This window comes from Streptomyces sp. ISL-11, from assembly GCF_018614525.1.
Lineage (GTDB): Bacteria > Actinomycetota > Actinomycetes > Streptomycetales > Streptomycetaceae > Streptomyces.
Window position 1 is genome coordinate 11,196 of sequence record NZ_JAGGOL010000050.1, and the last position, 23,834, is coordinate 35,029.

The 23,834-nt window shown below is 70.8% G+C and carries 22 protein-coding genes; 15 read left to right on the forward strand and 7 right to left on the reverse strand.

Annotated elements, in window-relative coordinates; translation table 11 throughout:
- Window positions 1–265: 265 nt before the first annotated feature.
- The 6 genes from J7E86_RS12545 (at window position 266) to J7E86_RS12570 (ending at window position 6,666) form a co-directional block, all read left to right on the forward strand.
- On the forward strand, window positions 266–1,030 hold the full coding sequence (locus tag J7E86_RS12545) for a redox-sensing transcriptional repressor Rex (RefSeq protein ID WP_215081692.1): 765 nt from the start codon (window positions 266–268) through the stop codon (window positions 1,028–1,030).
- Window positions 1,027–2,460: a glutamyl-tRNA reductase gene (locus J7E86_RS12550; protein ID WP_215081693.1), complete on the forward strand. Its 1,434-nt coding sequence runs from the start codon at window positions 1,027–1,029 to the stop codon at window positions 2,458–2,460. The genes J7E86_RS12545 and J7E86_RS12550 overlap by 4 nt, the downstream gene beginning before the upstream one ends.
- Window positions 2,457–3,425, forward strand: coding sequence for a hydroxymethylbilane synthase (gene hemC / locus J7E86_RS12555; protein WP_215081694.1), 969 nt, complete (start codon window positions 2,457–2,459; stop codon window positions 3,423–3,425). Before J7E86_RS12550 ends, hemC begins: the two co-directional genes overlap by 4 nt.
- On the forward strand, window positions 3,422–5,083 hold the full coding sequence (locus tag J7E86_RS12560; protein ID WP_215081695.1) for a bifunctional uroporphyrinogen-III C-methyltransferase/uroporphyrinogen-III synthase: 1,662 nt from the start codon (window positions 3,422–3,424) through the stop codon (window positions 5,081–5,083). The genes hemC and J7E86_RS12560 overlap by 4 nt, the downstream gene beginning before the upstream one ends.
- Complete coding sequence (gene hemB / locus J7E86_RS12565) at window positions 5,080–6,078, forward strand: porphobilinogen synthase (protein ID WP_215081696.1); 999 nt, start codon at window positions 5,080–5,082, stop codon at window positions 6,076–6,078. The genes J7E86_RS12560 and hemB overlap by 4 nt, the downstream gene beginning before the upstream one ends.
- 135 nt (window positions 6,079–6,213) lie before the next feature.
- On the forward strand, window positions 6,214–6,666 hold the full coding sequence (locus J7E86_RS12570) for an ATP-binding protein (RefSeq protein WP_215081697.1): 453 nt from the start codon (window positions 6,214–6,216) through the stop codon (window positions 6,664–6,666).
- 1 nt (window position 6,667) lies between these two features.
- Here the strand turns inward: J7E86_RS12570 and argS are convergent, their stop codons facing one another.
- Window positions 6,668–8,428 (reverse strand): arginine--tRNA ligase, encoded by a 1,761-nt coding sequence (argS, locus tag J7E86_RS12575; RefSeq protein WP_215081698.1) that lies wholly within the window; start codon window positions 8,426–8,428, stop codon window positions 6,668–6,670.
- A gap of 161 nt (window positions 8,429–8,589) precedes the next feature.
- Between argS and lysS the strand changes: the two genes are divergently transcribed.
- Window positions 8,590–10,323, forward strand: a complete 1,734-nt coding sequence (gene lysS, locus J7E86_RS12580; protein ID WP_215081699.1) for a lysine--tRNA ligase — start codon at window positions 8,590–8,592, stop codon at window positions 10,321–10,323.
- 66 nt (window positions 10,324–10,389) lie between these two features.
- On the opposite strand, the gene J7E86_RS12585 is transcribed toward lysS, so the two are convergent.
- Complete coding sequence (locus tag J7E86_RS12585; RefSeq protein ID WP_215081700.1) at window positions 10,390–11,103, reverse strand: hypothetical protein; 714 nt, start codon at window positions 11,101–11,103, stop codon at window positions 10,390–10,392.
- Between the two features lie 123 nt (window positions 11,104–11,226).
- Entirely contained in the window at window positions 11,227–12,075 is an 849-nt protein-coding gene (locus J7E86_RS12590; protein ID WP_215081701.1) for a hypothetical protein, read from the reverse strand.
- A gap of 164 nt (window positions 12,076–12,239) precedes the next feature.
- On the opposite strand from J7E86_RS12590, the gene J7E86_RS12595 reads away from it, so the two are divergent.
- Entirely contained in the window at window positions 12,240–13,433 is a 1,194-nt protein-coding gene (locus J7E86_RS12595; protein WP_215081702.1) for an RtcB family protein, read from the forward strand.
- Between the two features lie 43 nt (window positions 13,434–13,476).
- On the opposite strand, the gene J7E86_RS12600 is transcribed toward J7E86_RS12595, so the two are convergent.
- From J7E86_RS12600 to J7E86_RS12615, 4 genes are all read right to left on the reverse strand, one after another.
- Window positions 13,477–13,863, reverse strand: coding sequence for a VOC family protein (locus tag J7E86_RS12600; protein ID WP_215081703.1), 387 nt, complete (start codon window positions 13,861–13,863; stop codon window positions 13,477–13,479).
- Between the two features lie 34 nt (window positions 13,864–13,897).
- Window positions 13,898–14,659, reverse strand: a complete 762-nt coding sequence (locus J7E86_RS12605) for an SDR family oxidoreductase (protein ID WP_215081704.1) — start codon at window positions 14,657–14,659, stop codon at window positions 13,898–13,900.
- An 88-nt stretch (window positions 14,660–14,747) separates the two neighbouring features.
- A complete protein-coding gene (locus tag J7E86_RS12610) occupies window positions 14,748–15,083 on the reverse strand; it encodes a YnfA family protein (RefSeq protein WP_215081705.1) in 336 nt (111 codons plus the stop codon).
- A 24-nt stretch (window positions 15,084–15,107) separates the two neighbouring features.
- Window positions 15,108–15,674, reverse strand: a complete 567-nt coding sequence (locus J7E86_RS12615; RefSeq protein ID WP_215081706.1) for a hypothetical protein — start codon at window positions 15,672–15,674, stop codon at window positions 15,108–15,110.
- A 280-nt stretch (window positions 15,675–15,954) separates the two neighbouring features.
- Between J7E86_RS12615 and hemL the strand changes: the two genes are divergently transcribed.
- The 7 genes from hemL to ccsB all read left to right on the forward strand — a co-directional run bounded on the left by hemL (window position 15,955) and on the right by ccsB (window position 23,783).
- The gene (gene hemL, locus J7E86_RS12620) at window positions 15,955–17,262 is read left to right on the forward strand and encodes a glutamate-1-semialdehyde 2,1-aminomutase (RefSeq protein ID WP_215081707.1); all 1,308 of its coding nucleotides are present in this window, start codon (window positions 15,955–15,957) and stop codon (window positions 17,260–17,262) included.
- A 20-nt stretch (window positions 17,263–17,282) separates the two neighbouring features.
- The gene (locus J7E86_RS12625; RefSeq protein WP_215081723.1) at window positions 17,283–17,984 is read left to right on the forward strand and encodes a histidine phosphatase family protein; all 702 of its coding nucleotides are present in this window, start codon (window positions 17,283–17,285) and stop codon (window positions 17,982–17,984) included.
- A gap of 178 nt (window positions 17,985–18,162) precedes the next feature.
- Entirely contained in the window at window positions 18,163–19,365 is a 1,203-nt protein-coding gene (locus J7E86_RS12630; protein ID WP_215081708.1) for a hypothetical protein, read from the forward strand.
- Window positions 19,366–19,478: 113 nt separating this feature from the next.
- Window positions 19,479–20,102, forward strand: coding sequence for a TlpA disulfide reductase family protein (locus tag J7E86_RS12635; protein ID WP_215081709.1), 624 nt, complete (start codon window positions 19,479–19,481; stop codon window positions 20,100–20,102).
- 40 nt (window positions 20,103–20,142) lie between these two features.
- Entirely contained in the window at window positions 20,143–20,880 is a 738-nt protein-coding gene (locus J7E86_RS12640) for a cytochrome c biogenesis CcdA family protein (RefSeq protein ID WP_215081724.1), read from the forward strand.
- Between the two features lie 3 nt (window positions 20,881–20,883).
- A complete protein-coding gene (locus J7E86_RS12645; RefSeq protein ID WP_215081710.1) occupies window positions 20,884–22,635 on the forward strand; it encodes a cytochrome c biogenesis protein ResB in 1,752 nt (583 codons plus the stop codon).
- Entirely contained in the window at window positions 22,635–23,783 is a 1,149-nt protein-coding gene (gene ccsB, locus J7E86_RS12650) for a c-type cytochrome biogenesis protein CcsB (RefSeq protein ID WP_215081725.1), read from the forward strand. Before J7E86_RS12645 ends, ccsB begins: the two co-directional genes overlap by 1 nt.
- Window positions 23,784–23,834: the final 51 nt, after the last annotated feature.

A 23,834-nucleotide genomic window follows, 5' to 3' on the forward strand; every position in this document is an offset into this window, starting at 1 on the left:
TGGTGTCCGGGGGTATGGCGACAGGAAGTGAGGGCGCATGTCCGCGTCGGCGCGTCCCTGGTGTCGCCATGACCCGTACGGCGGTCGCGGCGGTGCGGCCGATGGTTCCCGGATCGGGGCGAAACACCGCGTGACGCCCGTCACTTTGCCCGGACAAAGCGGACACCATCTTTGTGCACGCGTTCACAAAGGCATAGCCTGCGTTCGACGGGGCGGTCCTGGGACGAGGCGCCGCCCGCAGCCCCGCTCTACCCGCAGGAGCACCGTGGCAACTGGCCGAACTCACCGACCGGCGACCCGAAGCCGAGGGATTCCCGAGGCCACCGTCGCCCGGCTACCGCTGTATCTGCGTGCACTGACCGCGCTCTCCGAGCGCTCGGTGCCCACGGTCTCCTCCGAGGAACTCGCGACCGCGGCGGGCGTCAACTCCGCCAAGCTCCGCAAGGACTTCAGCTACCTCGGCTCGTACGGCACCCGCGGTGTCGGCTACGACGTCGAGTACCTCGTCTACCAGATCTCCCGTGAGCTCGGCCTGACCCAGGACTGGCCGGTCGTCATCGTCGGCATCGGCAACCTCGGCGCGGCGCTCGCCAACTACGGCGGCTTCGCCTCCCGCGGTTTCCGCGTCGCGGCCCTGATCGACGCCGACCCCGCGATGGCCGGCAAGCCGGTCGCCGGGCTGCCCGTGCGCCACACCGACGAGCTCGAAACGATCATCACCGACAACGGGGTGTCCATCGGCGTCATCGCCACCCCCGCCGGCGCCGCCCAGCAGGTCTGCGACCGCCTCGTCGCCGCCGGGGTCACCTCGATCCTCAACTTCGCGCCCACCGTCCTCTCCGTGCCCGAGGGCGTGGACGTGCGCAAGGTCGATCTCTCCATCGAGCTGCAGATCCTCGCCTTCCACGAGCAGCGCAAGGCCGGCGAGGACACCACGACCACCACCGCCACCCCGCCCCGCGTGGCCCGCGCCGCCGCCGGCGGCAGGAAGGGTCCGGACGGGGATGTCCCCGCCGTGATGCCGGCATGAGCCTCCTCGTCGTCGGACTGAGCCACCGCAGCGCGCCGGTGAGCGTGCTGGAGCGGGCCGCCCTGGCCCGTGACACCCAGGCCAAGCTCGTCCAGGACGCCCTCGCGGCGGAACCCGCCACCGAGGCGACGGTGCTCGCCACGTGCAACCGCATCGAGCTCTACGCCGACGTGGACAAGTTCCACGCCGGTGTCGCCGAGCTGTCCACGCTGCTCGCGCGGCACTCGGGCGTCGGCCTCGACGAGCTGACCCCTTATCTCTACGTGCACTACGAGGACCGCGCCGTCCACCACCTGTTCTCGGTGGCCTGCGGCCTGGACTCCATGGTCGTCGGCGAGGGCCAGATCCTCGGCCAGATCAAGGACGCCCTCGCGCTCGGCCAGGAGCTGCACACCGCCGGCCGGCTGCTGAACGACCTCTTCCAGCAGGCCCTGCGGGTCGGCAAGCGCGCCCACAGCGAGACCGGCATCGACAAGGCCGGCCAGTCCCTGGTGACCTTCGGCCTGGAGCAGCTCGCCGACGGCGCCCCGGTCACCGACTGGGCGGCGGGCAAGCGCGCCCTCGTCATCGGCGCGGGCTCCATGTCCTCGCTCGCCGCGGCCACGCTCGCGCGCGCGGGCGTGGCGCACATCGCCATCGCCAACCGCACCCTGGAGCGGGCCCGGCGGCTGGCGGGCATCCTCACCGAGGCGGGCGGCCCCGGCACCGCCGGCTTCACCGCCGAGGCCGTGGAGATGACCGCCCTCGCCGGCGAGCTCGCCCGCGCGGACGTCGTCGTCTCCTGCACGGGCGCGACCGGACTGGTCCTGACGGCCGACGCCGTACGGGGCGCCCTCGCGGCCCGTACCGCCGACGCCCCCGCCGTCCCCCGCCAGAGCGCCGGCGACCCGCTCGCCGTGCCGGCCCGTACCGCCGTCGCCCTCGCGCTCCTCGACCTCGCGATGCCCCGCGACATCGACGCCGCCGCGCACCGCGTCGAGGGTGCCCGGCTCGTCGACATCGAATCGCTCGCCGAGGCGTCCGCCGACGCGCCCATGGCCGCCGATGTCGACCAGGTGCGCGCCATCGTCTCCGACGAGGTCGCCGCCTTCGGCGCCGCGCAGCGGGCCGCGCACATCACCCCCACCGTGGTCGCCCTGCGCACCATGGCCGCGGACGTCGTCGCGAGCGAGATCGCCCGGCTCGACGGCCGCCTCCCCGACCTCGACGACAAGCAGCGCGCGGAGATCACCCAGACCGTGCGCCGCGTCGTCGACAAGCTCCTGCACGCGCCGACCGTGCGCGTCAAGGAGCTGGCCTCCACCCCGGGCGGCGCCGGCTACGCCGACGCGCTCCGTGAGCTCTTCGATCTCGACCCGCAGGCGGTGGCCGCCGTCAGCAGGGCCGATTCGCGGGCCGACACGTACAACTCAGCACGGGAGCCAGCATGAACGACATCCCTTCGCGGCCGCTGCGCCTGGGGACGCGGCGCAGCAAGCTCGCCATGGCCCAGTCCGGCCAGGTCGCCGAGGCGGTGCGGCAGCTGACCGGCCGCCCGGTGGAGCTGGTCGAGATCACCACGTACGGCGATGTCTCGCGGGAGTCCCTCGCGCAGATCGGCGGCACCGGCGTCTTCGTCTCCGCGCTGCGCGACGCGCTGCTCGCGGACGAGATCGACCTCGCCGTGCACTCCCTCAAGGACCTGCCGACCGCGCAGCCGGACGACCTCGTCCTGGCCGCGATCCCGGTCCGCGAGGACCCGCGCGACGCCCTGATCGCCCGCGACGGCCTGACCTTCGAGAACCTGCCGGCAGGCGCCCGCGTCGGGACCGGTTCGCCGCGCCGCATGGCGCAGCTCAACGCGTGGGCGCGGGCGCTCGGCCTCGACATCGAGACCGTGCCGATCCGCGGCAACGTCGACACCCGCATCGGCTATGTCACCGACGGCGAGCTGGATGCCGTCGTGCTGGCCGCCGCCGGTCTCAGCCGTATCGGGCGGCTCGGGGACGTCACACAGTTCCTGGAGCCCGACGTAGTTTTGCCCGCCCCCGGTCAGGGGGCCCTGGCGGTCGAATGCGCGGCGACCAACGCGCAGCTCGTCGCCCGGCTCGCCGAGCTCGACGACCCGTTCACACGGGTCGCCGTGACCGCCGAGCGTTCCCTGCTCGCCGCCCTGGAGGCCGGCTGCTCCGCACCTGTGGGTGCGTTGGCCGACCTGTTGGCCGACGGGCAGGTTGTCACCGAAATGCGCCTGCGCGGCGTCGTCGGCTCGACCGACGGCCAGACGCTGGTGCAGCTGTCCACCACCGGCCCCGTGCCGTCGTCCAGCGAGGAGGCCGTGGCCCTGGGCCGCGAACTCGCCGCAGCGATGCTCGACAAGGGAGCGGCCGGTCTTATGGGGGAGCGAGCACTTTGAACCCCACCGCCCCTAACCACCCCGTGCACGGGCACGTCACCTTCCTCGGTGCCGGCCCCGGCGACCCGGGACTGCTGACGCTCCGCGCCGTGGAGGCACTCGCGGCCGCTGACGTCCTGATCGCCGACCCGCAGGTGCTCGACGTGGTGCGCGCGCACGCGCGTGCCCATGTGGACATGCCTGCGCAGACGGTTACTGACGAGGCATCAAAAACCGTCGGCACCCCAGAAGTACCTGTCCTTCGGGACACCGCCAATCTTGTCATGACGGCCGCGCGCGGCGGCAAGCGGGTCGTCCGTGCCGTCCTCGGCGACCCCGGCCTCGACGGCAACGCCGCCGACGAGATGCTGGTCTGCGCCACCGAGGGCATCACCTTCGAGGTGGTGCCGGGCGTCGCCACGGCCGTCGGCGTGCCCGCCTACGCCGGAGTGCCGCTGCGCGACGGCAAGGGCGGCGCCGACGTGCGCTTCGTCGACGCCCGTACCGCCTCGGCCACCTGCTGGTCCGAGGTCGGCGCGAGCGACGTCACGGCCGTCGTCTCCACCACGCTGGACTCCGTCGTGGCCGCCGCCGGCGAACTGGTCTCCGCCGGCCGCAAGCCCGACACCCCGCTGACCGTCACCGTCGCCGGCACGACCACGCGCCAGCGCACCTGGACCGCCACCCTCGGCAGCATCGCCCAGGTGCTCAAGGCCGCGAAGGTGCTGCCGTCCCCGGACGGCGGCCAGCCGGTGATAGCCGTGGTCGGCGAGCGCAGCGCGGCCGCGCAGCGCGACCGGCTCTCGTGGTTCGAGTCCAAGCCGCTCTTCGGCTGGAACGTGCTCGTGCCGCGCACCAAGGAGCAGTCCGCCTCGCTCTCCGACCAGCTCCGTTCGTACGGCGCCGTGCCCAGCGAGGTCCCGACGATCGCCGTCGAGCCCCCGCGCACCCCGCAGCAGATGGAGCGCGCGGTCAAGGGCCTGGTCACCGGCCGCTACGAGTGGATCGCCTTCACCTCCGTCAACGCCGTCAAGGCGGTGCGCGAGAAGTTCGAGGAGTACGGGCTCGACGCGCGCGCCTTCGCCGGCATCAAGGTCGCGGCCGTCGGCGAGCAGACCGCCAAGTCGCTGATCGAGTTCGGTGTGAAGCCCGACCTCGTGCCCAGCGGCGAGCAGTCCGCCGCCGGTCTGCTGGAGGACTGGCCGCCCTACGACCCGGTCTTCGACCCGATCGACCGCGTCTTCCTGCCGCGCGCCGACATCGCCACCGAGACCCTGGTCGCCGGCCTGATCGAGCTGGGCTGGGAGGTCGACGACGTCACCGCCTACCGGACCGTACGGGCCTCCCCGCCGCCGGCCGAGACCCGTGAGGCGATCAAGGGCGGCGGCTTCGACGCCGTGCTGTTCACCTCCTCCTCCACCGTGCGGAACTTGGTCGGCATCGCCGGCAAGCCGCACAATGTCACCGTCATCGCCTGCATCGGCCCGGCCACCGCGAAGACCGCGGAGGAGCACGGCCTGCGGGTGGATGTGCTGTCGCCCGAGCCCTCGGTGCACAAGCTCGCCGAGGCGCTCGCGGACTTCGGCGCGGCGCGGCGCGACGCGGCCCTGGAGGCCGGCGACCCGGTGACGCGCCCGAGCGAGCGGCGGCCCGGATCGCGTAGAAGGGCACGGAGTTGAGCACGACGTACGGCACGTTCCCGGGGGCCCGCCCCCGGCGCCTGCGCACCACCCCCGCCATGCGCCGCATGGTCGCCGAGCACCGACTGCACCCGGCCGACCTGATCCTTCCCGCCTTCGTGCGGGAGGGCATCGCCGAGCCGGTGCCGATCTCCGCGATGCCGGGGGTCGTCCAGCACACCCGCGACACCCTGCGGAAGGCGGCCGTCGAGGCGCTGGAGGCCGGCGTCGCCGGCATCATGCTCTTCGGCGTGCCCGAGGACGCCAAGAAGGACGGCGCTGGCACCGCCGGCACCGACCCGGACGGCATCCTCCAGGTCGCCATCCGTGACGTGAAGGCCGAGGTCGGCGACGACCTCGTCATCATGTCCGACCTGTGCCTGGACGAGTACACCGACCACGGCCACTGCGGCGTCCTCGACGCCGCGGGCCGCGTGGACAACGACGCGACGCTGGAGCGCTACGCCGAGATGGCGCAGGTCCAGGCCGACGCGGGCGTCCACGTCGTGGGCCCGAGCGGCATGATGGACGGCCAGGTCGGCGTCATCCGCGACGCCCTCGACCAGACCGGCCACGAGGACGTCTCCGTCCTCGCCTACACCGCGAAGTACGCCTCCGCGTTCTACGGCCCCTTCCGCGAGGCCATCGGCTCCGCGCTCCAGGGTGACCGCAAGACGTACCAGCAGGACCCCGCCAACGTCCGTGAGTCGCTGCGCGAACTCGCGCTCGACCTCGCCGAGGGCGCGGACATGGTCATGGTCAAGCCGGCCCTGCCGTACCTGGACATCCTCGCCAAGGTCGCCGAGGCGGTCGACGTGCCCGTCGCGGCGTACCAGATCTCCGGCGAGTACGCGATGGTCGAGGCCGCCGCGGCCAACGGCTGGATCGACCGCGACCGGGCCATCATGGAGACGCTCACCGGCATCAAGCGCGCCGGGGCCAACATGATCCTGACGTACTGGGCGACGGAGGTCGCGCGGGAACTGCGCCCGTAGCGGCACCAGCGGATACGGAAGAGCCGGGGCGGTCATGACGACCGCCCCGGCTCTTCGCGTACCGGCCGCCGGTAGGAGCCGCCCGCGAATGGGGCTACCGTGTGTACCGCGTCACTCACTCAACGGAGCGCCTCCATGAGCAACGACCCAGAGAGCGGCGACGACTGGGAGTACACCCTCCAGGTCCCCTGCGATCCGCTCGCGCCCTGCATCGCGCGGCGCACCCTGCGCACCATCTTCCAGCAGCACGGCTACGCCGAAGTCGCCGAGACCGCCGAACTGCTGACGTCCGAGCTGGTCACCAACGCCTACCGCTACTCCGACGGGCCCGCCTCCGTGCGCGTGCGGCGGGAGGGGACACGCGTACGGGTGACCGTGTGGGACACCAACCCCAAGCTCCCCGGGCCGGCCAAGGCCGCCCTGCCGGACGGTGAGGCCGAGCGCGGCAGAGGGCTCGGACTGGTGATGCGCTACGCGGACAGCTGGGGCGGATTCGCGCTGCGGGACCAACCCCAGGGGCTGACGGGGAAATTGATCTGGTTCGAGCTGGGGGACGGGGTGCCCGCCCCGCCCCCGGTGAGCTCGTGAACTACAGCTGCTCGGGCGTCCGGATGCCCAGCAGGCCCATGCCCTGACGCAGGGTGCGGGCCGTCAGGTCGCAGAGGAAGAGGCGGTTCTCGACCTGCTGCGGGGTGTCCGCCTTGAGGACCGGGCACTGGTCGTAGAACGTCGTGAGGTGCGAGGCCAGCTGGTAGAGGTACCCGGCGAGCTTGTGCGGCTCGTAGGAGGTCCTGACCTCGGCGAGGTTCTCCCCGAACTGGTCCAGGTGCATGCCCAGCGCGCGCTCGGCCGGGGCCAGCGCGAGCTCCGGGTGGGCGGCCGGCCGGGCCTCGCCCGCCTTGCGGAGGATCGACTGGATCCGGGCGTACGCGTACTGGAGGTAGACGCTGGTGTCGCCGTTGAGGGACACCATCTGGTCCAGGTCGAACTTGTAGTCGCGGGAGACGGACGTCGACAGGTCCGCGTACTTCACCGCGCCGATGCCGACCTGGGTGCCGCGCTCGGCGATCTCCTCCTCCGTGAGTCCGAGCTTCTCGCTCTTCTCCCGGACCACGGCCGTCGCGCGGTCGATCGCCTCGTCGAGCAGGTCGACCAGCCGGACCGTCTCGCCCTCACGCGTCTTGAACGGCTTGCCGTCCTTGCCGAGCACCGTGCCGAAACCGAGCTGGACGGCCTTGACCTCGCCGGTCAGCCAGCCGGCCCGGCGCGCGGTCTCGAAGACCATCTTGAAGTGCAGGGACTGACGGGCGTCCACCACGTACAGCAGGGTGTCGGCCTTCAGGTTGCCCACCCGGTCGCGGATCGCGGACAGGTCCGTGGCCGCGTAGCCGAAGCCGCCGTCGGACTTCTGGACGATCAGCGGCGAGGGGTTGCCGTCCGGGCCCTTGACGTCGTCGAAGAAGACACAGAGCGCGCCGTTGGAACGCACGGCCACACCGGACTCCTCCAGGAGCCGGCAGGTCTCGGCGAGCATGTGGTTGTAACCCGACTCACCGACGATGTCCTCGTCGCGGATCGCCACGTCGAGCTTGTCGAAGACCGAGTAGAAGTAGATCTTCGACTCGTCGACGAACCGCTGCCACAGCGCGAGGGTCTCCTCGTCACCCGCCTGCAGGTCGACCACCCGGCGCCGGGCGCGGGCCTTGAACTCCTCGTCGGAGTCGAAGAGCGTCCGCGACGCCTTGTACAGCCGGTTGAGGGAGGACATGGCCTCCTCGCCGGAGACCTCGCCCTTGTGGTCCAGCTCGTGCGGGTGCTCGATCAGGTACTGGATGAGCATGCCGAACTGGGTGCCCCAGTCGCCGATGTGGTGCCGGCGCACGACCGTCTCGCCGGAGAACTCCAGGATCCGTACGACCGCGTCGCCGATCACGGAGTTGCGCAGGTGGCCGACGTGCATCTCCTTGGCCACGTTCGGCTGGGCGTAGTCGATGACCGTGGTGCCCGGGTGCTCGGCGAACGGCACGCCGAGGCGGTCGTCGGCCGCGCGCGCGGCGAGGGTCTCCACGATCGCCTTGTCGGTGATCGTGATGTTGAGGAAGCCGGGGCCGGAGACCTCGACGTCCTGGATCAGGTCGCCGGCGGGCAGGCCCTCGACGACCTTGGCCGCCAGCTCGCGCGGGTTGCCCTTCAGCTTCTTGGCGAGCGCCAGCATCCCGTTGGCCTGGAAATCGGCCCGGTCGCTTCGTCGCAGCAGCGGGTCGGCGGTCCCGGCCTCCGGCAGGGCTGCCGAGAGAGCGTCCGCGATGCGCTGGTGGAGCGAGGAAGCGAGGGAAGGAACCGAAGCCATGGGGTGGGTGCCATTCCGGTAGAGGGCAAAAGTGATGCCATCGAGTATCCCACGCGCCCCTCGCGGCCCGGGATCCTATTTCGCCCGGCCGCGAGCAACCCCGGAGCCGCCCCTTCCGTCTGGGACAATGGTCATGCCAGGACCGTAAGGAAGGAAGTGCCGTGGCTCAGGCTCAGAGCACCGAGGCCGATTGGGTCTCCCGTTTCGCCGACGAGGTCATTGCCGAAGCGGAGCGCCGTGCCCCCGGCAAACCGATCGTCGTTGCCTCCGGCCTGTCCCCCTCCGGCCCGATCCACCTCGGCAACCTGCGCGAGGTCATGACCCCGCACCTGGTCGCGGACGAGATCCGGCGCCGCGGGCACGAGGTCCGTCACCTGATCTCCTGGGACGACTACGACCGCTACCGCAAGGTGCCGGGCGGCGTCCCCGGTATCGACGAGTCCTGGGCCGACCACATCGGCAAGCCCCTGACCTCCGTCCCCGCCCCGGCCGGCTCGGCGTACCCGAACTGGGCCGAGCACTTCAAGGCCGCCATGGTGGAGGCGCTGGCCGAGCTGGGCGTCGCGTACGACCCGATCAGCCAGACCGAGCAGTACACCTCCGGTGTCTACCGCGAGCAGGTCCTGCACGCGATGAAGCACCGCGGCGACATCGACGCCATCCTCGACCAGTACCGGACGAAGAAGGACCCGGCACAGGCCGCGAAGAAGCAGCAGAAGCCGGTCGACGAGGCCGAGCTGGAGGCCGCCGAGGGCTCCGGCGCGGCCGCCGAGGACGACGGCAGCGGCTCCGGCGCGGGCTACTTCCCGTACAAGCCGTACTGCGGCGTGTGCGAGAAGGATCTCACCACCGTCACCGCGTACGACGACGAGAGCACCGAGCTGGCCTACACCTGCGTGTGCGGCCACTCCGAGACCGTGCTGCTCAACGAGTTCAACCGCGGCAAGCTGGTCTGGAAGGTCGACTGGCCGATGCGCTGGGCCTACGAAGGCGTGATCTTCGAGCCCTCCGGCGTCGACCACTCCTCGCCCGGCTCGTCCTTCGTCGTCGGTGGCCAGATCGTCCGCAAGGTCTTCGGCGGCGAGCAGCCGATCGGCCCGATGTACGCCTTCGTCGGCATCAGCGGCATGGCCAAGATGTCCTCCTCCAAGGGCGGCGTCCCCACCCCCGGCGACGCGCTGAAGATCATGGAGGCGCCGCTGCTGCGCTGGCTGTACGCGCGCCGCAGGCCCAACCAGTCCTTCAAGATCGCCTTCGACCAGGAGATCCAGCGGCTGTACGACGAGTGGGACAAGCTGGAGGCCAAGGTCGCCGACGGCAGCGTGCTGCCGGCCGACGCCGCCGCGCACTCCCGCGCCGCGCGGACGGCCGCCGGCGAGCTGCCCCGCACGCCGCGCCCGCTGCCGTACCGCACGCTCGCCTCGGTCGTGGACATCACCGCCGGCCACGACGAGCAGACCCTGCGGATCCTGAGCGACCTCGACCCGGCCAACCCGGTCACCGGCCTCGACGAGGTCCGTCCCCGCCTGGACCGGGCCGAGCACTGGATCAACACCCAGGTCCCGGCCGAGTCCCGCACGATCGTGCGCGAGGAGCCCGACACCGAGCACCTCGCCACGCTCGACGAGCAGGCCCGCGAATCGCTGCGCCTGCTGCTGGCGGGCCTGGACGACCACTGGTCGCTCGACGGGCTCACCACGCTCGTCTACGGCGTGCCGAAGGTCCAGGCCGGGCTGGAGCCCGATGCCAAGCCGACGCCGGAGCTGAAGGTCGCCCAGCGGTCCTTCTTCGCGCTGCTCTACCACCTGCTGGTCGGGCGGGACACCGGCCCGCGGCTGCCCACGCTGCTGCTGGCCGTGGGTGCCGACCGGGTGCGCAAGCTCCTGGGCGCGTAACCGCTCGCCGACGGCCGAAGGGCCGCCACCCGGTGATCCGGGGGGCGGCCCTTCGCCGTACGGCCGCTACTTCTTGTTCGCGTCGGCGACCGAGGTGACGGCCTCCTTCGCCGCGCTCTGCGCGTCCTTCATCAGGTCGCCCGCGTCCGGGTTCTTCGCGCCCTGGTAGCCCGCGCCGCTGTACTTCACGGTGATCACGACGTTGGCGTTACGGGTGACGACGATCGCGTTGCGGTAGTCGTCGTCGTCCTTGCGGTAGTCCGAGGCCACGCTGTTCGCCTCGTCGCCGATGCCGGAGACCTTCTCGGTCTTCGCCTCCTTGGCGCCGTCCTCCGTGGCCGCCTTGGTGGTCCGCTGCCCGACGAACGCCTCGGCGCGCTTCTCGCCCGAGCCCAGCGTCGGGTCGGCCGTGAAGCGCTTCAGCGAGATGGTCAGGGTGCGGAACTGGAGGTCCTTGGCGTCCTCGTCGTTCAGGCCGTTCCAGAAGCAGCTGGCCGAGTCGTTGGCGTCGGTGGCGGGGAGGGCCTCGCCCTCCTTCTTCTTCGCCTTCGGCACCAGCTTGTCGACCGTCTTCTCCGAGACGGTCCTGCACACGTCCGGCAGCTTGGCGAAGGTCGCGGCCTTGGTGGTCGCCGAGGCGCTGGGCGCCGCCTTGGAGGGCGTGGCGGACGCCTTCTTGGCGCCGCCGCCGTCGTCGTCCGAGCAGCCGGTGGCGACGAGCATCACCGGTACTGCGGCGCAGGCGAGGATTCGGGCGAGTCGCGGGGCTGTTCGGTGCATGGGTCCTTCGCTCGGTCAGTGTCGAGTGGGGCGGGCTGCCGAAAGGGTTCGTCGCCCGTTTCTGATCGGCACGGTACGCGGCCGACGCGCGGCGGTGGTCGAGGTGGGGCGTTACTCGCCGGGCTAATTGCCGAAGTGCCCGGCGTCGAGCTCGCGGGCCAGGGCGTGGGCCCCGCCCTGGAGGTCCTCGCTCTTCGGTTCGTGGCGCTTGTCGGGCGACCACTGGTCGTAGGCGATGCTCACCAGGACGTTCGCGGACCGGAAGACGATCGAGATGTCCCGGTGCACGCCGGAGCCCGTGGTGTTCAGCTTGTCGTCGACGAACGCGTCGTCGCCGAGGTCGTCGAGGACGCGCGGGGCGAAGCGGCCCGCGTCGGCCGGGGGGCTGCTGGGGCCGGAGGGAGCGGAAGAGGGCGAGCCCGACGCGGCGGGCTTCTCGCCGGCGGAGCCGCCCTGCGGGTGGGCGCCGCCGCTCGCGCTCGCGCTCGGCGTCGCCGACGGGGTGCCGGAGGCGGACGAGGCCGGGATGTGGGCGGCCGCGGCCTGGCGCTCGTACAGCTCCTTCGCGCGCTGCTCGTCGCTGACGCCCGGCTGGTACGACACCACGCGCTCGAAGTCGACCGAGAGGTGGCGGGTGCCCTCGGGGGTCTCCAGCCGCCAGCGGCAGCCGGTGCGGCGGTCGGTGTCGTAGGTGATGGCGGCCTGGCCCTTGTAGAGCTTCTCGGCCTCCGGGTCGCTGTCGTCCTCGGTGGGCAGCAGGCGGCGCAGGGTGTCGCGGCTCACGTAGCCGCACGGCTCGGGCAGGCCGCGGTACTTGCCGGGCTCGGCGGCGGGGGCCGTCGAGCCGGGGTTGCCGGATTTCGCGTCCTCGCCCGAGCCGTCCCCGCCGGACGCGCCGCTGCACGCGGCGAGGCTCGCGGTGAGCACGGCCGCAGCCAGTGCGGCGGCCGGTGCGTACGCCCTTCGCTGCACTGTCCGTGGCTCCTCTCGCCCGAAAACGTGTTGCCGCCGCTGTGGTGGCGGCCGGACAGTATGTCTACCGCACGTGCCGCCGCATCTGCCGGTTCACTGTCGTGAATCGTGAGATTTGTCCGGCTTTTGCGTTATCTTTCTTTTACGGGGTAATGGGGAAAATCATGACCTACACCGAGGTGTCCGGCGCCCGGGTTCCGATCCGCATGTGGGCCGACCCGGCCACGGTCGAGGACGTCGCCATGCAGCAGCTGCGCAACGTCTCCACCCTGCCGTGGATCAAGGGCCTCGCGGTCATGCCCGACGTCCACTTCGGCAAGGGTGCGACGGTCGGCTCCGTGATCGCGATGCGGGGCGCGGTGTGCCCGGCGGCGGTCGGTGTGGACATCGGCTGCGGGATGTCGGCCGTCAGGACGTCGCTGACGGCGAACGACCTGCCCGGCGACCTCTCGCGGCTGCGGTCGAAGATCGAGCAGGCGATTCCGGTGGGCCGTGGGATGCACGACGACGCGGTGGATCCGGGCCGGCTGCACGGGGTGGCCACGGCGGGGTGGGACGACTTCTGGCGGCGGTTCGACGGGGTCGCGGAAGCGGTCAAATTCCGTCAGGGGCGAGCGACGAAGCAGATGGGAACGCTTGGATCCGGTAATCACTTCATTGAGTTCTGTCTCGATGAGACAGGTTCGGTCTGGTTGATGCTGCACTCGGGCTCCCGCAACATCGGCAAGGAGCTGGCCGAGTACCACATCGGGCAGGCGCAGAAGCTGCCGCACAACCAGAACCTGATCGACCGTGACCTCGCGGTCTTCATCGCGGACACCCCGCAGATGGCGGCCTACCGGCACGACCTGTTCTGGGCGCAGGAGTACGCGAAGCACAATCGCGAACTGATGATGGCGCTCTTCAAGGACGTCGTCCGCAAGGAGTTCAAGAAGGCCAAGGTGACCTTCGAGCCGGTCATCTCCTGTCACCACAACTACGTGGCCGAGGAGACCTACGACGGCATGGACCTGCTCGTCACCCGCAAGGGAGCGATCCGCGCGGGCGGCGGCGAGTTCGGCATCATCCCGGGCTCGATGGGCACCGGCTCCTACATCGTGAAGGGCCTCGGCAACGCCGCCTCCTTCAACTCCGCCTCCCACGGCGCGGGCCGGAGGATGAGCCGCAACGCCGCGAAGAAGCGCTTCACCGCGCAGGACCTGGAGGAGCAGACGCGGGGCGTCGAGTGCCGCAAGGACTTCGGCGTGGTGGACGAGATCCCTGCCGCGTACAAGCCGATCGAGCAGGTCATGGAGCAGCAGAGGGACCTGGTCGAGGTGGTGGCCAAGCTCAAGCAGGTCGTCTGTGTGAAGGGCTGACCGCCCGGCGCCCGGCACCCCTCGCGGGGTGCCGGGCCCTTTTTCACGGCCGGGTGTCCTGCGGGTACCACCGCAGCTCGACCGTGTTGCCGTCCGGGTCCAGGACGTACAGGGACTCGGCGTCGCCGCGGGCGCCGTAGCGCCTGCCGGGGCCGTCGACGACCGTGAAGGTGCCGGCGTCGACGACCGACTGCCAGTCCAGTGGCTCGACGACCAGGCAGATGTGGTCGACGTTGGACTCGCCGCGCTCGCGGTGCACGAGGTCGATGATGGTCGTGGGGGAGACGCGCACGGACGGGAACGACACGGTGCCCGCGCGCCACTCGTCGGCGCGTACGGGCTCCAGGCCGAGCGGGCCGGTGTAGAAGGCGAGGGCGCGCTCGACGTCGGAGACGTTGAGCACGAGGTGGTCGAAGGCGATGACGCGCACGAAGGCGCTCCTCTCGTAGAGAACCGGTGGGACGTCAGCTCGTACGGTGGACCTTGTAGTTGGACGCCTGGGCGCGGGGCCGGACCACCAGCAGGTCGATGTTGACGTGGGGCGGCCGGGTGACGGTCCAGGCGATCGTGTCGGCGACGTCGTCGGCGGTCAGCGGCTCGGCCACGCCCGCGTAGACGGCGTCGGCCTTGTCCTTGTCGCCGCCGAAGCGGTTGACCGCGAACTCGTCGGTCCTGACCATGCCGGGGGCGATCTCGATGACGCGTACGGGCTCCCCGCACAGCTCCAGGCGGAGCGTCTCGGCCATCACGTGGGAGCCGTGCTTGGCCGCGACGTAGCCGCCGCCGCCCTCGTAGGTGGCGAGGCCGGCGGTGGAGGAGACCATCAGGACCGTTCCGCCGTCGGTGGCACGGCGCAGGCGCGGGAGCAGGGCCTGGGTGACGTGGAGCGCGCCCAGGACGTTGACCTCGTACATCGTGCGCCAGTCGGCGGCGTCGGCGGTCGCGACCGGGTCGGCGCCGAGCGCGCCGCCGGCGTTGTTGACCAGGACGTCGACGGAGTCGCCGAGGGAGTCGGCGAAGGCCGTGACGGCGGCGGGGTCGGTGACGTCCAGGACGTGCGCGACGGCCTCGTGGCCCGCCTCGGTGAGCTCTGCGGCGAGGGCCTCGATGCGGTCCTCGCGGCGGGCGGTGAGCACGACGCGGTAGCCCTCGGCGGCCAGCCGGCGGGCGGTGGCGGCGCCGATGCCGCTGCTCGCGCCGGTGATGACGGCAGTGCGGGTGCTCATGATGGGCCTCCTGAGGCGCAAGCGACGTGGGTGATCCGTGCGCAGGATATGTGCAGGCCCGTACGGGTGGCTGTCCCCGGCGTCACAGTCAGCGGTCGCGCGGTACGTACATGATGATCGCGACCCCGATCAGGCAGACCAGGGCGCCGAGGACGTCGTAGCGGTCGGGGCGGTAGCCGTCGGCGGCCATGCCCCAGGCGAGCGAGCCGGCGACGAAGATCCCGCCGTAGGCGGCGAGGATGCGTCCGAAGTCGGCGTCGGGCTGGAGGGTGGCGACGAACCCGTAGGCACCCAGGGCCAGGACGCCGGCGCCGATCCACGCCCAGCCCCGGTGCTCCCGGACGCCCTGCCAGACGAGCCAGGCGCCGCCGATCTCCAGGAGAGCGGCGAGAAGGAAGAGGGCGATGGAGCGTGCGGTGAGCATGTCCGCAGCGTAAGGGTGCGGGGCTCAGGGCCAGACGAGGCAGTAGGGCTGGTGGCCGTTCTCGTGCAGGCGGCGGGAGAAGTCCTGCCATTCGTGCAGGAGCTGGTAGACCGAGAAGGCGTCGCGCGGGCCGCCGCGGTCGGGGACCGTGGACCAGATGAACGCGGCCGCTCCGACGGATTCCTCGCCGATGCCGCGGAGGGGGTCGACCACGGTCATGGGGAGCTTGACGACGGCGTAGTCGGGATGGAGGACGACCAGTTCGAGCGGGGGGACCTTGTGCAGGGGTATGCCCTCGATGCCGGTGAGGACCATCGCGGCCACCGTCTCGGGCTTGATCCTGGTGAACATGCCGCCCATGCCGAGCTCGTCGCCGCCGAGCTCCTCCGGGCGCATGGAAATGGGGACGCGGGCCGCGCTGGCTCCGTCGGGGGCCCCGAAGTACTTGTAGGTCACCCCCATCCGGCCACTGCTCCTGTTGTCCGCGCTTTCCTCTTCTCGCCGCCCCCTGTGGCGCCCCCTGCGGGAGCTCTGGGCTCGCTCGGGGCCCAGGTCATCGGTGCCCTCGCCCAGTCCGCCACCGCGATGCATATCTCCACCCGACCGCTTTTTTACGCAGGGCAGCCCCCGCCGCGCAACCCGATCATCGTCTCAGAGACCTCCCCCGTGCACAGCATGTGAAACGCCCGAAGACGACTCCCCGCCCGGCTCTGAGACCATGGCTAGCGTGAGCTACCCATGTGATGCCCCAGTCTCGCAGACGCGCGGGGGCTGACGCCCGGTCGCGAGCGAGGGGAACTCCGCACCGCTGCCAGCCGGGGCGCGCGGCCAACCGCCGTCCCTTCCTACGTTTCCGCAGGTCAGGATCAAAGTGTCTTATTCATATGAAGCCCCGGTCTCGCAGACGCTCTTCGACCGCGCCTCGGTCGTGACGCCGGGCGGCGTGAACTCCCCGGTGCGCGCGTTCCGTGCCGTGGGCGGTACGCCCAGGTTCATGGTGTCCGGTACCGGTCCGTACCTCACCGACGCCGACGGCCGCGAGTATGTCGACCTCGTGTGTTCGTGGGGGCCGATGATCCTCGGCCACGCGCACCCCGAGGTGATCGCGGCCGTCCAGGACGCCGTGTCGCGCGGCACGTCCTTCGGCACGCCCGGCGAGGGCGAGGTCGCGCTGGCCGAGGAGATCGTCTCCCGGATCGAGCCGGTCGAGCAGGTGCGCCTGGTGTCGTCGGGCACCGAGGCGACGATGTCGGCGATCCGCCTCGCGCGCGGGTTCACGGGCCGCGCCAAGGTGATCAAGTTCGCCGGCTGCTACCACGGCCACGTGGACGCGCTGCTGGCCGCGGCCGGCTCCGGTGTCGCGACGTTCGGGCTGCCGGACACGCCCGGGGTGACCGGCGCGCAGGCCGGCGACACGATCGTGCTGCCGTACAACGACCTGGAGGCGGTGCACGAGGCGTTCCACGCGCACCCGGGTGAGATCGCCTGCGTGATCACGGAGGCGTCGCCGGGCAACATGGGCGTGGTGCCGCCGCAGCCGGGCTTCAACGCGGGGCTGAAGTCGGCCTGCGAGAAGAACGGCGCGCTGTTCATCTCGGACGAGGTCATGACCGGCTTCCGTACGAGCAAGGCGGGCTGGTACGGCGTCGACGGCGTCGCGCCCGACCTGATGACCTTCGGCAAGGTCATGGGCGGCGGCTTCCCGGCGGCGGCCTTCGGCGGCCGCGCCGATGTGATGGCGCACCTGGCGCCGGCGGGCCCGGTCTACCAGGCGGGCACGCTCTCGGGTAACCCGGTCGCCACGGCGGCGGGCCTGGCGCAGCTGCGGCTGCTGGACGACGCGGCGTACGAGAAGGTGGACGCGGTCTCGGCGGAGATCCGCACGCTGGTGAGCGCGGCGCTGACCAAGGAGGGCGTGGCGCACCGCCTGCAGGTCGCGTCGAACATGTTCTCCGTGTTCTTCACCGACCGCGAGGTGCGGGACTACGAGCAGGCGAAGGCGCAGCAGGCGTTCCGCTTCAATGCCTTCTTCCACTCGATGCTGGCGCAGGGCGTGTACCTGCCGCCGTCGGCGTTCGAGTCGTGGTTCGTCTCGACGGCCCACGACAGTGCCGCCGTGGAGCGGATCGCGGCGGCTCTGCCGGGTGCGGCGCGGGCGGCCGCCGAGGCGACGGAATGATGGACGGCATGACCACCGATATGAGCAATGGGGCCGGCAGGGCCAAGGGCGACGAGCTGACCGTCGTCCATCTGATGCGGCACGGCGAGGTGCACAACCCCGAGGGCGTGCTCTACGGGCGCAAGCCGGGCTACCACCTCTCGGAGCTGGGGCTGCGGATGGCCGACCGGGTGGCGGAGCACCTGGCGGGCCGGAACATCACGCACGTGGTGGCCTCGCCGCTGGAGCGCGCGCAGGAGACGGCGACGCCGATCGCGAAGGCGCACGGCCTGGACCTGGCGACGGACGGGCGGCTGATCGAGGCGGAGAACGTCTTCGAGGGCAAGACGTTCGGGGTCGGTGACGGCGCGCTGAAGAAGCCCGACAACTGGAAGTACCTGACGAACCCTTTCCGTCCGTCGTGGGGCGAGCCGTATATCGACCAGGTGGTCCGCATGATGGGCGCGCTGGAAGCGGCGCGTGATGCGGCCCGGGGGCATGAGGCCGTTTGTGTCAGCCATCAGCTGCCGATCTGGATCGTGCGCAGTTACGCGGAACGGCGTCGGCTGTGGCACGACCCGCGCAAGCGTCAGTGCACGCTGGCGAGCTTGACGACGTTCACCTTCAGGGGTGACAAAGTCGTGTCGGTCGGATACAGCGAGCCCGCTCGGGATTTGGTGCCGGCGCACCTTCTGGCGGGTGCGAAGCCGGTGAAGGGCGGGTCGAAGGCGTTCGGCGCCTGAGCCGTATCCGAGGAGGCGTTCGCCGGGCTCCGCAAGATCATCACTACAAAGTCGTGTAAAGGCTCGTAAAGACCGGCAAAAATGCGCAACCGCCGTACTCGGCGCGCCCTCTCACGCAATGTCGTTTTATATGGACGACAGACGCGTGGAGGGCACGGCGAGTACGGACGGAGACGACATGCGCGATATCAGCCGACGAGGTCTCCTCGGAATGGGCGTGGGCGCGGCCGCCGCGATGGGCGTCGCCGGCTGCGCCGGCCCACCGGGGTCCGAACCCGAGAAACCCTCGGCGAAGGCGAGCGAGCGGGCGAAGGCGAGTCCGATCGGTGACGGCTCCACCTCCAACGCCGGGCCGCAGCCCAACCAGCCGCCCAGGCCCGTGCGGCTGGAGCGGGGGCAGAAGCCACCTCAGTTCGTGATCTTCTCCTGGGACGGTGCGGGTGAGGTCGGCAATGGTCTCTTCCCGCGCTTCCGGAAGCTGGCCAGGGACCACGGAGCGCGGATGACGTTCTTCCTGTCCGGGGTCTACTGCCTCCCCGAGTCGAAGAAGAACCTCTACAAGCCTCCGAACAACCCGGTCGGCGCATCCGACATCGGCTATCTCACCGACGAGCACATTCGTGCGACGCTGGAGAATCTGCGCGAGGCGTGGCTCGAAGGCCATGAGATCGGCACCCACTTCAACGGACATTTCTGTTCCGGTTCCGGCTCGGTGGGCGGCTGGACGGGTGAGGACTGGGAGTCCGAGATCGAGCAGGCGATCTCGTTCGTCACCGAGTGGCGGACGAATACCGGCTTCAATGACCTGGAGCCCCTGCCGTTCGATTACCGCAAGGAACTCATCGGCGCCCGTACGCCGTGTCTGTTGGGCCAGGGCAATCTGCTGCCGGTCGCCGCGAAGCTGGGCTGGCGTTACGACGCGAGTTCGCCGGGCGGACTCCAGATGTGGCCGAAGAAGAAGCGCGGCGTGTGGGACCTGCCATTGCAGCAGATGCCCTTTCCCGGCCATTCGTTCGAAGTCCTGTCGATGGACTACAACATCCTCGCCAATCAGTCGCAGAACACCACGCGCGGCCCGAAGTCCCGGCACCCGGAGTGGCGGCGACAGGCGACGGAGGCATACATCTCCGGCTTCCAGCGCGCGTACGAGACGAACCGGGCGCCGTTCTTCGTCGGCAACCACTTCGAGCAGTGGAACGGCGGCATCTACATGGACGCCGTGGAGGAGGCGATCAAGCACATCGCCGACGACAAGCACAAGGACGTCCGGATGGTCTCCTTCCGGCAGTTCGTCGACTGGCTCGACGCGCAGGACCCCGACGTCCTGCGGGAGCTGCGCAAGCTCGACGTGGGCCAGAAGTGGAGCGCCAAGGGCGACTGACGGCCGGGCATGCCGGGCCGGGCCACGCCCCGCTCGGCCGGGCCCGGACCCGTACGAGGGGACCCGGAGGGGGGTGCGGAAGATCCCTAAACGGACCATGCGAAACTTTTCACATGAGTGCCTGCCGCGCCTTTCGACGCCCTGTCCCACGCCGGCGTACCACCCTGCCGGCCGTCTTCGCCGCCGCCGCGGCCCTGTCCCTGACCGCGTGCGGTTCGGGCGACAACCCCAAGAGCGGGGGCCAGACGCAGTTCGTGCAGGGCACCGGGGGCGTCAGCGTCGTCAGTGACAAGAGCGGCCGGCAGGCCGCGCCCGCCCTCGACGGCAAGACGCTCGAAGGCAAGGCGCTCGACATCGCCGAGGAGTACAAGGGCAAGATCGTCGTCCTGAACGTCTGGGGCTCGTGGTGTTCGCCCTGCCGGGCCGAGGCCAAGAACCTCGTCACGGTCGCCAACGCCTACAAGGACAAGGGCGTGCAGTTCGTCGGGCTCAACACCCGCGACCCCGACCCCGCCCCGGCGATCAAGTTCGAGAAGGAGTACGAGGTCCCGTACCCGAGCCTCTACGACTCCGCGGGCAAGCTGCTGCTGCGCTTCCCCAAGGGCAGCCTCAACCCGCAGTCCATCCCCTCGACCGTCTTCATCGACCGGGACGGAAAGATCGCCGCCCGCGCGATCAAGGCGCTGAGCGAGGAAGAGCTGCGCAAGACGCTCGACCCGCTGGTCGCGGAGAAGTGACCCGGTGACCGCCGTCACGACCCTCGCCGCCGTCGGGGACATGAACCAGACGGTCCTGACCGGGGCGCTGCTGCTGGCCCTGCCCGTGGCGGTGCTCGGCGGGCTCGTCTCCTTCTTCTCCCCGTGCGTGCTGCCGCTCGTCCCCGGCTACCTCTCCTACGTCACCGGCGTCAGCGGCACCGACATGGCCGAGGCCCGGCGCGGCCGGATGATCGCCGGCGCCTCGCTCTTCGTACTCGGCTTCAGCGCCGTCTTCGTCTCCGGCGGAGCGCTCTTCGGCAACTTCGGCCAGGACCTGCTCCGCTACCAGGAGACGATCTCCAAGGTCCTCGGAGTGCTCACCATCCTGATGGGCCTCGCCTTCATGGGCCTGCTCGCGCGCTTCGGCCAGCGGGAGTTCCGCTTCCACCGGAAGCCGGCGATGGGGCTGGCCGGCGCGCCGCTGCTGGGCGCGATGTTCGGCGTCGGCTGGGCGCCCTGCGTCGGACCGACGCTCGCCTCGGCGCAGCTGCTCGCGATGAACCAGGGCAGTGCCGGGCGCGGCGCGCTGCTGATGTTCGCCTACTGCCTCGGCCTGGGGCTGCCCTTCATACTCGCCGCGGTGGCCTTCCGGCGCGCACTCGGCGCGTTCGGCTGGGTCAAGCGGCACTATGCGTGGGTCATGCGGATCGGTGGCGGCATGCTGGTCGCGGTCGGTGTGCTGCTGCTGACCGGCGCCTGGGACCACATGATCGCCGAAATGCGCCAGTGGTCCGACTCCTTCGTCCCCGAGGTCTGATCGATGCACAGCACAGAGACAACGCCCCCCGACGAGGACAAGGACGTCGGCGTCGCCGGTTCCCAGTTGTCCACGGCCCCGGCCGAGGAGAGCGGGCAGGCGGTGCCCGGCTCGTTCGGCGGCGTCCGGCGGCCCGGTGCACTGGGCCGGCTGGCCTGGTCGGGACGGGAGGCCGTCGGCTGGACGCGCTGGTTCTGGCGGCAGCTGACGTCGATGCGGGTCGCGCTGATCCTGCTGTTCCTGCTCTCGCTGGCGACCATTCCCGGTTCGCTGATCCCGCAGACGAGCGTCGACGCGGTGAAGGCCGAGGAGTGGCACAAGGCCCACGACACCGTCGCGCCGGTCTACGACAAGCTCGGCCTCTTCCACGTCTACGGCTCGGTGTGGTTCTCCGCGATCTACATCCTGCTGTTCGTCTCGCTCATCGGCTGCATCGTCCCGCGCACCTGGCAGTTCGTCGGCCAGCTCCGCGGCCGCCCGCCGGCCGCGCCGCGCCGGCTGACGAAGCTGCCCGCGTACACCACCTGGCGCACCGAGGCCGAGCCCGAGCGGGTGCTGGCCGCGGCGGAGAAGCTCCTCAGGCGGCGCTGGTTCCGCACCCGGCTCTCCGGTGACGCGGTCGGCTCCGAGAAGGGCTATCTGCGCGAGGCCGGCAACCTCGTCTTCCACATCGCGCTGATCGTGATGCTCGTGGCCTTCGCGTCCGGGCAGCTGTGGAAGTCCGAGGGCCAGAAGCTGATCGTCGAGGGCGACGGCTTCGCCAACAACCTCACGCAGTACGACGACTTCAAGTCCGGCTCCCTCTTCCGCGCCGACGACCTCAAGCCCTTCAGCTTCGTCATGGACGGCTTCGAGGGCACCTACGAGCGCACCGGCCCCCAGCGCGGCACGCCCCGGACGTACGAGGCCCACGTCACCTACGCGGACGGCCCCGACGGCGAGCCGCGCAAGGCCACGATCAAGGTGAACGAACCGCTGGAGACCGGCGGCTCCAAGGTCTACCTCATCGGGCACGGCTACGCGCCGATCGTCACCGTCCGGGACGGCAAGGGCGACATCGCCTTCCGCGGCCCGGCCCCCTCGCTGCCGCTCGACAACAACGTCACCGAGTCCACGATCATCAAGGTGCCGGACTACCGGGACAAGAACGGCAAGAAGGACCAGCTCGGCTTCAAGGGCAACTTCGTGCCGACGCTGGACCTGCGGACCGGTCAGATGCGCTCCCAGTTCCCCGCCCTGGACAACCCGCGGCTGGTCCTGACCGCCTACCGCGGCAGCCTGGGCATCGACGCGGGCACGCCGCAGAGCGTCTACCAGCTGAACGTGTCGAAGATGAAGCAGTTCAAGAACACGGACGGCCGCGCGTTCGCCCAGGCGCTCGCGGTCGGTGACACGATGACGCTGCCCGACGGCGCGGGCACGCTGACGTTCGACGCCATCAAGCCCTGGGCCACCTTCCAGGTCTCCCAGCAGCCCGGTAACGCCACCGCCCTCGCCGGCGCGGTCGCCGCCCTGGTCGGGGTGGCCGGGTCCCTCTTCATCCAGCGCCGCCGGGTGTGGGTGCGGGCGGTCCGCGGCGACGACGGGCACACCGTCGTCGAGCTGGCCGGGCTCGGCCGCAGCGAGTCCGCGAAGCTCGGCGACGAGCTCGCCGACCTCGCCGTCGCGCTCCAGGCCGGCGCCCCGCCCGCCCCCGACGCCGATCCCGACCCCGCCGCAGATTCCGCTGATTCCTCCGAAGGAGCGCGCGCGTGATCCCCATCGCTGCCGCAGCCAACGAGAACATGGCCAACATCAGCAATGTGCTGATCTATTCGGCCATGGCCGTCTACACCCTGGCCTTCCTCGCCCATATCGCGGAGTGGGTGTTCGGCAGTCGCAGCGCCGTCGGCCGCACCGCCGCGGCGATCACCACCGAGGCGAAGACCACCGGCGGCACCGCCGCCGCGAGTGCCAAGGCCGGCGGCACCGCCGTGCTGGAGCGCCCCAAGGTCGTCACCCGCAACGTCGCCGGCAGCCGTGACGTGCCCGACGGGCCCGGCGCCGCGGGCGGCAGCGAGAAGGGCGACGTCTACGGCCGGATCGCCATCTCGCTGACCGTGCTGTCCTTCCTGCTCCACGCGAGCTCGGTGGTCACCCGGGCGCTGTCCGTGGAGCGGGCGCCCTGGGGCAACATGTACGAGTTCTCCACGACCTTCGGCGTGACGGTCGTGGCCGTCTACCTCGGCCTGCTGGTCGCCAAGAAGAACGTGCGCTGGCTCGGCCTGCCGCTGGTCACCACGATCCTGCTCGACCTCGGCCTCGCCGTGAGCGTGCTCTACACCGAGAGCGACCAGCTCGTCCCGGCCCTGCACTCGTACTGGCTGTGGATCCACGTCTCCTGCGCGATCATCTCCGGCGCCGCCCTGTGGGTCGGTGCCTGCTCCACGCTGCTCTACCTCTTCCGCGACGGCTACGAGGCGCGCCTGGTCGAGGGCCGCACCGGCGCCGGCCTGCGCCGCTACCTGAACGAGCTGCCGCAGGACCGCAAGTACGCCCGCCTCAAGGCCAAGACCGCGCTGTACACCGACAACCCCATGGCGCGCCTGCCCTCCGCCGCCACCCTCGACAAGCTGGCCTACCGCATCAACGCGACGGTCTTCCCGCTGTGGACGTTCACGATCGTCGCCGGCGCGATCTGGGCCGAGGCCGCCTGGGGCCGGTACTGGGGCTGGGACCCCAAGGAGGTCTGGTCCTTCATCACCTGGGTCGCCTACGCCTGCTACCTGCACGCCCGCGCCACCGCCGGCTGGAAGGGCCGCAAGGCCGCCTACATCGCCCTGGCCGCCTTCGGCTGCTACATCTTCAACTACTACGGCGTGAACATCTTCGTCACCGGCAAGCACTCCTACGCCGGCGTCTGACCGTCACCCGTCCCACCACGGCCCGCCGTCCGCGCACTCGAAGCGCGGGCG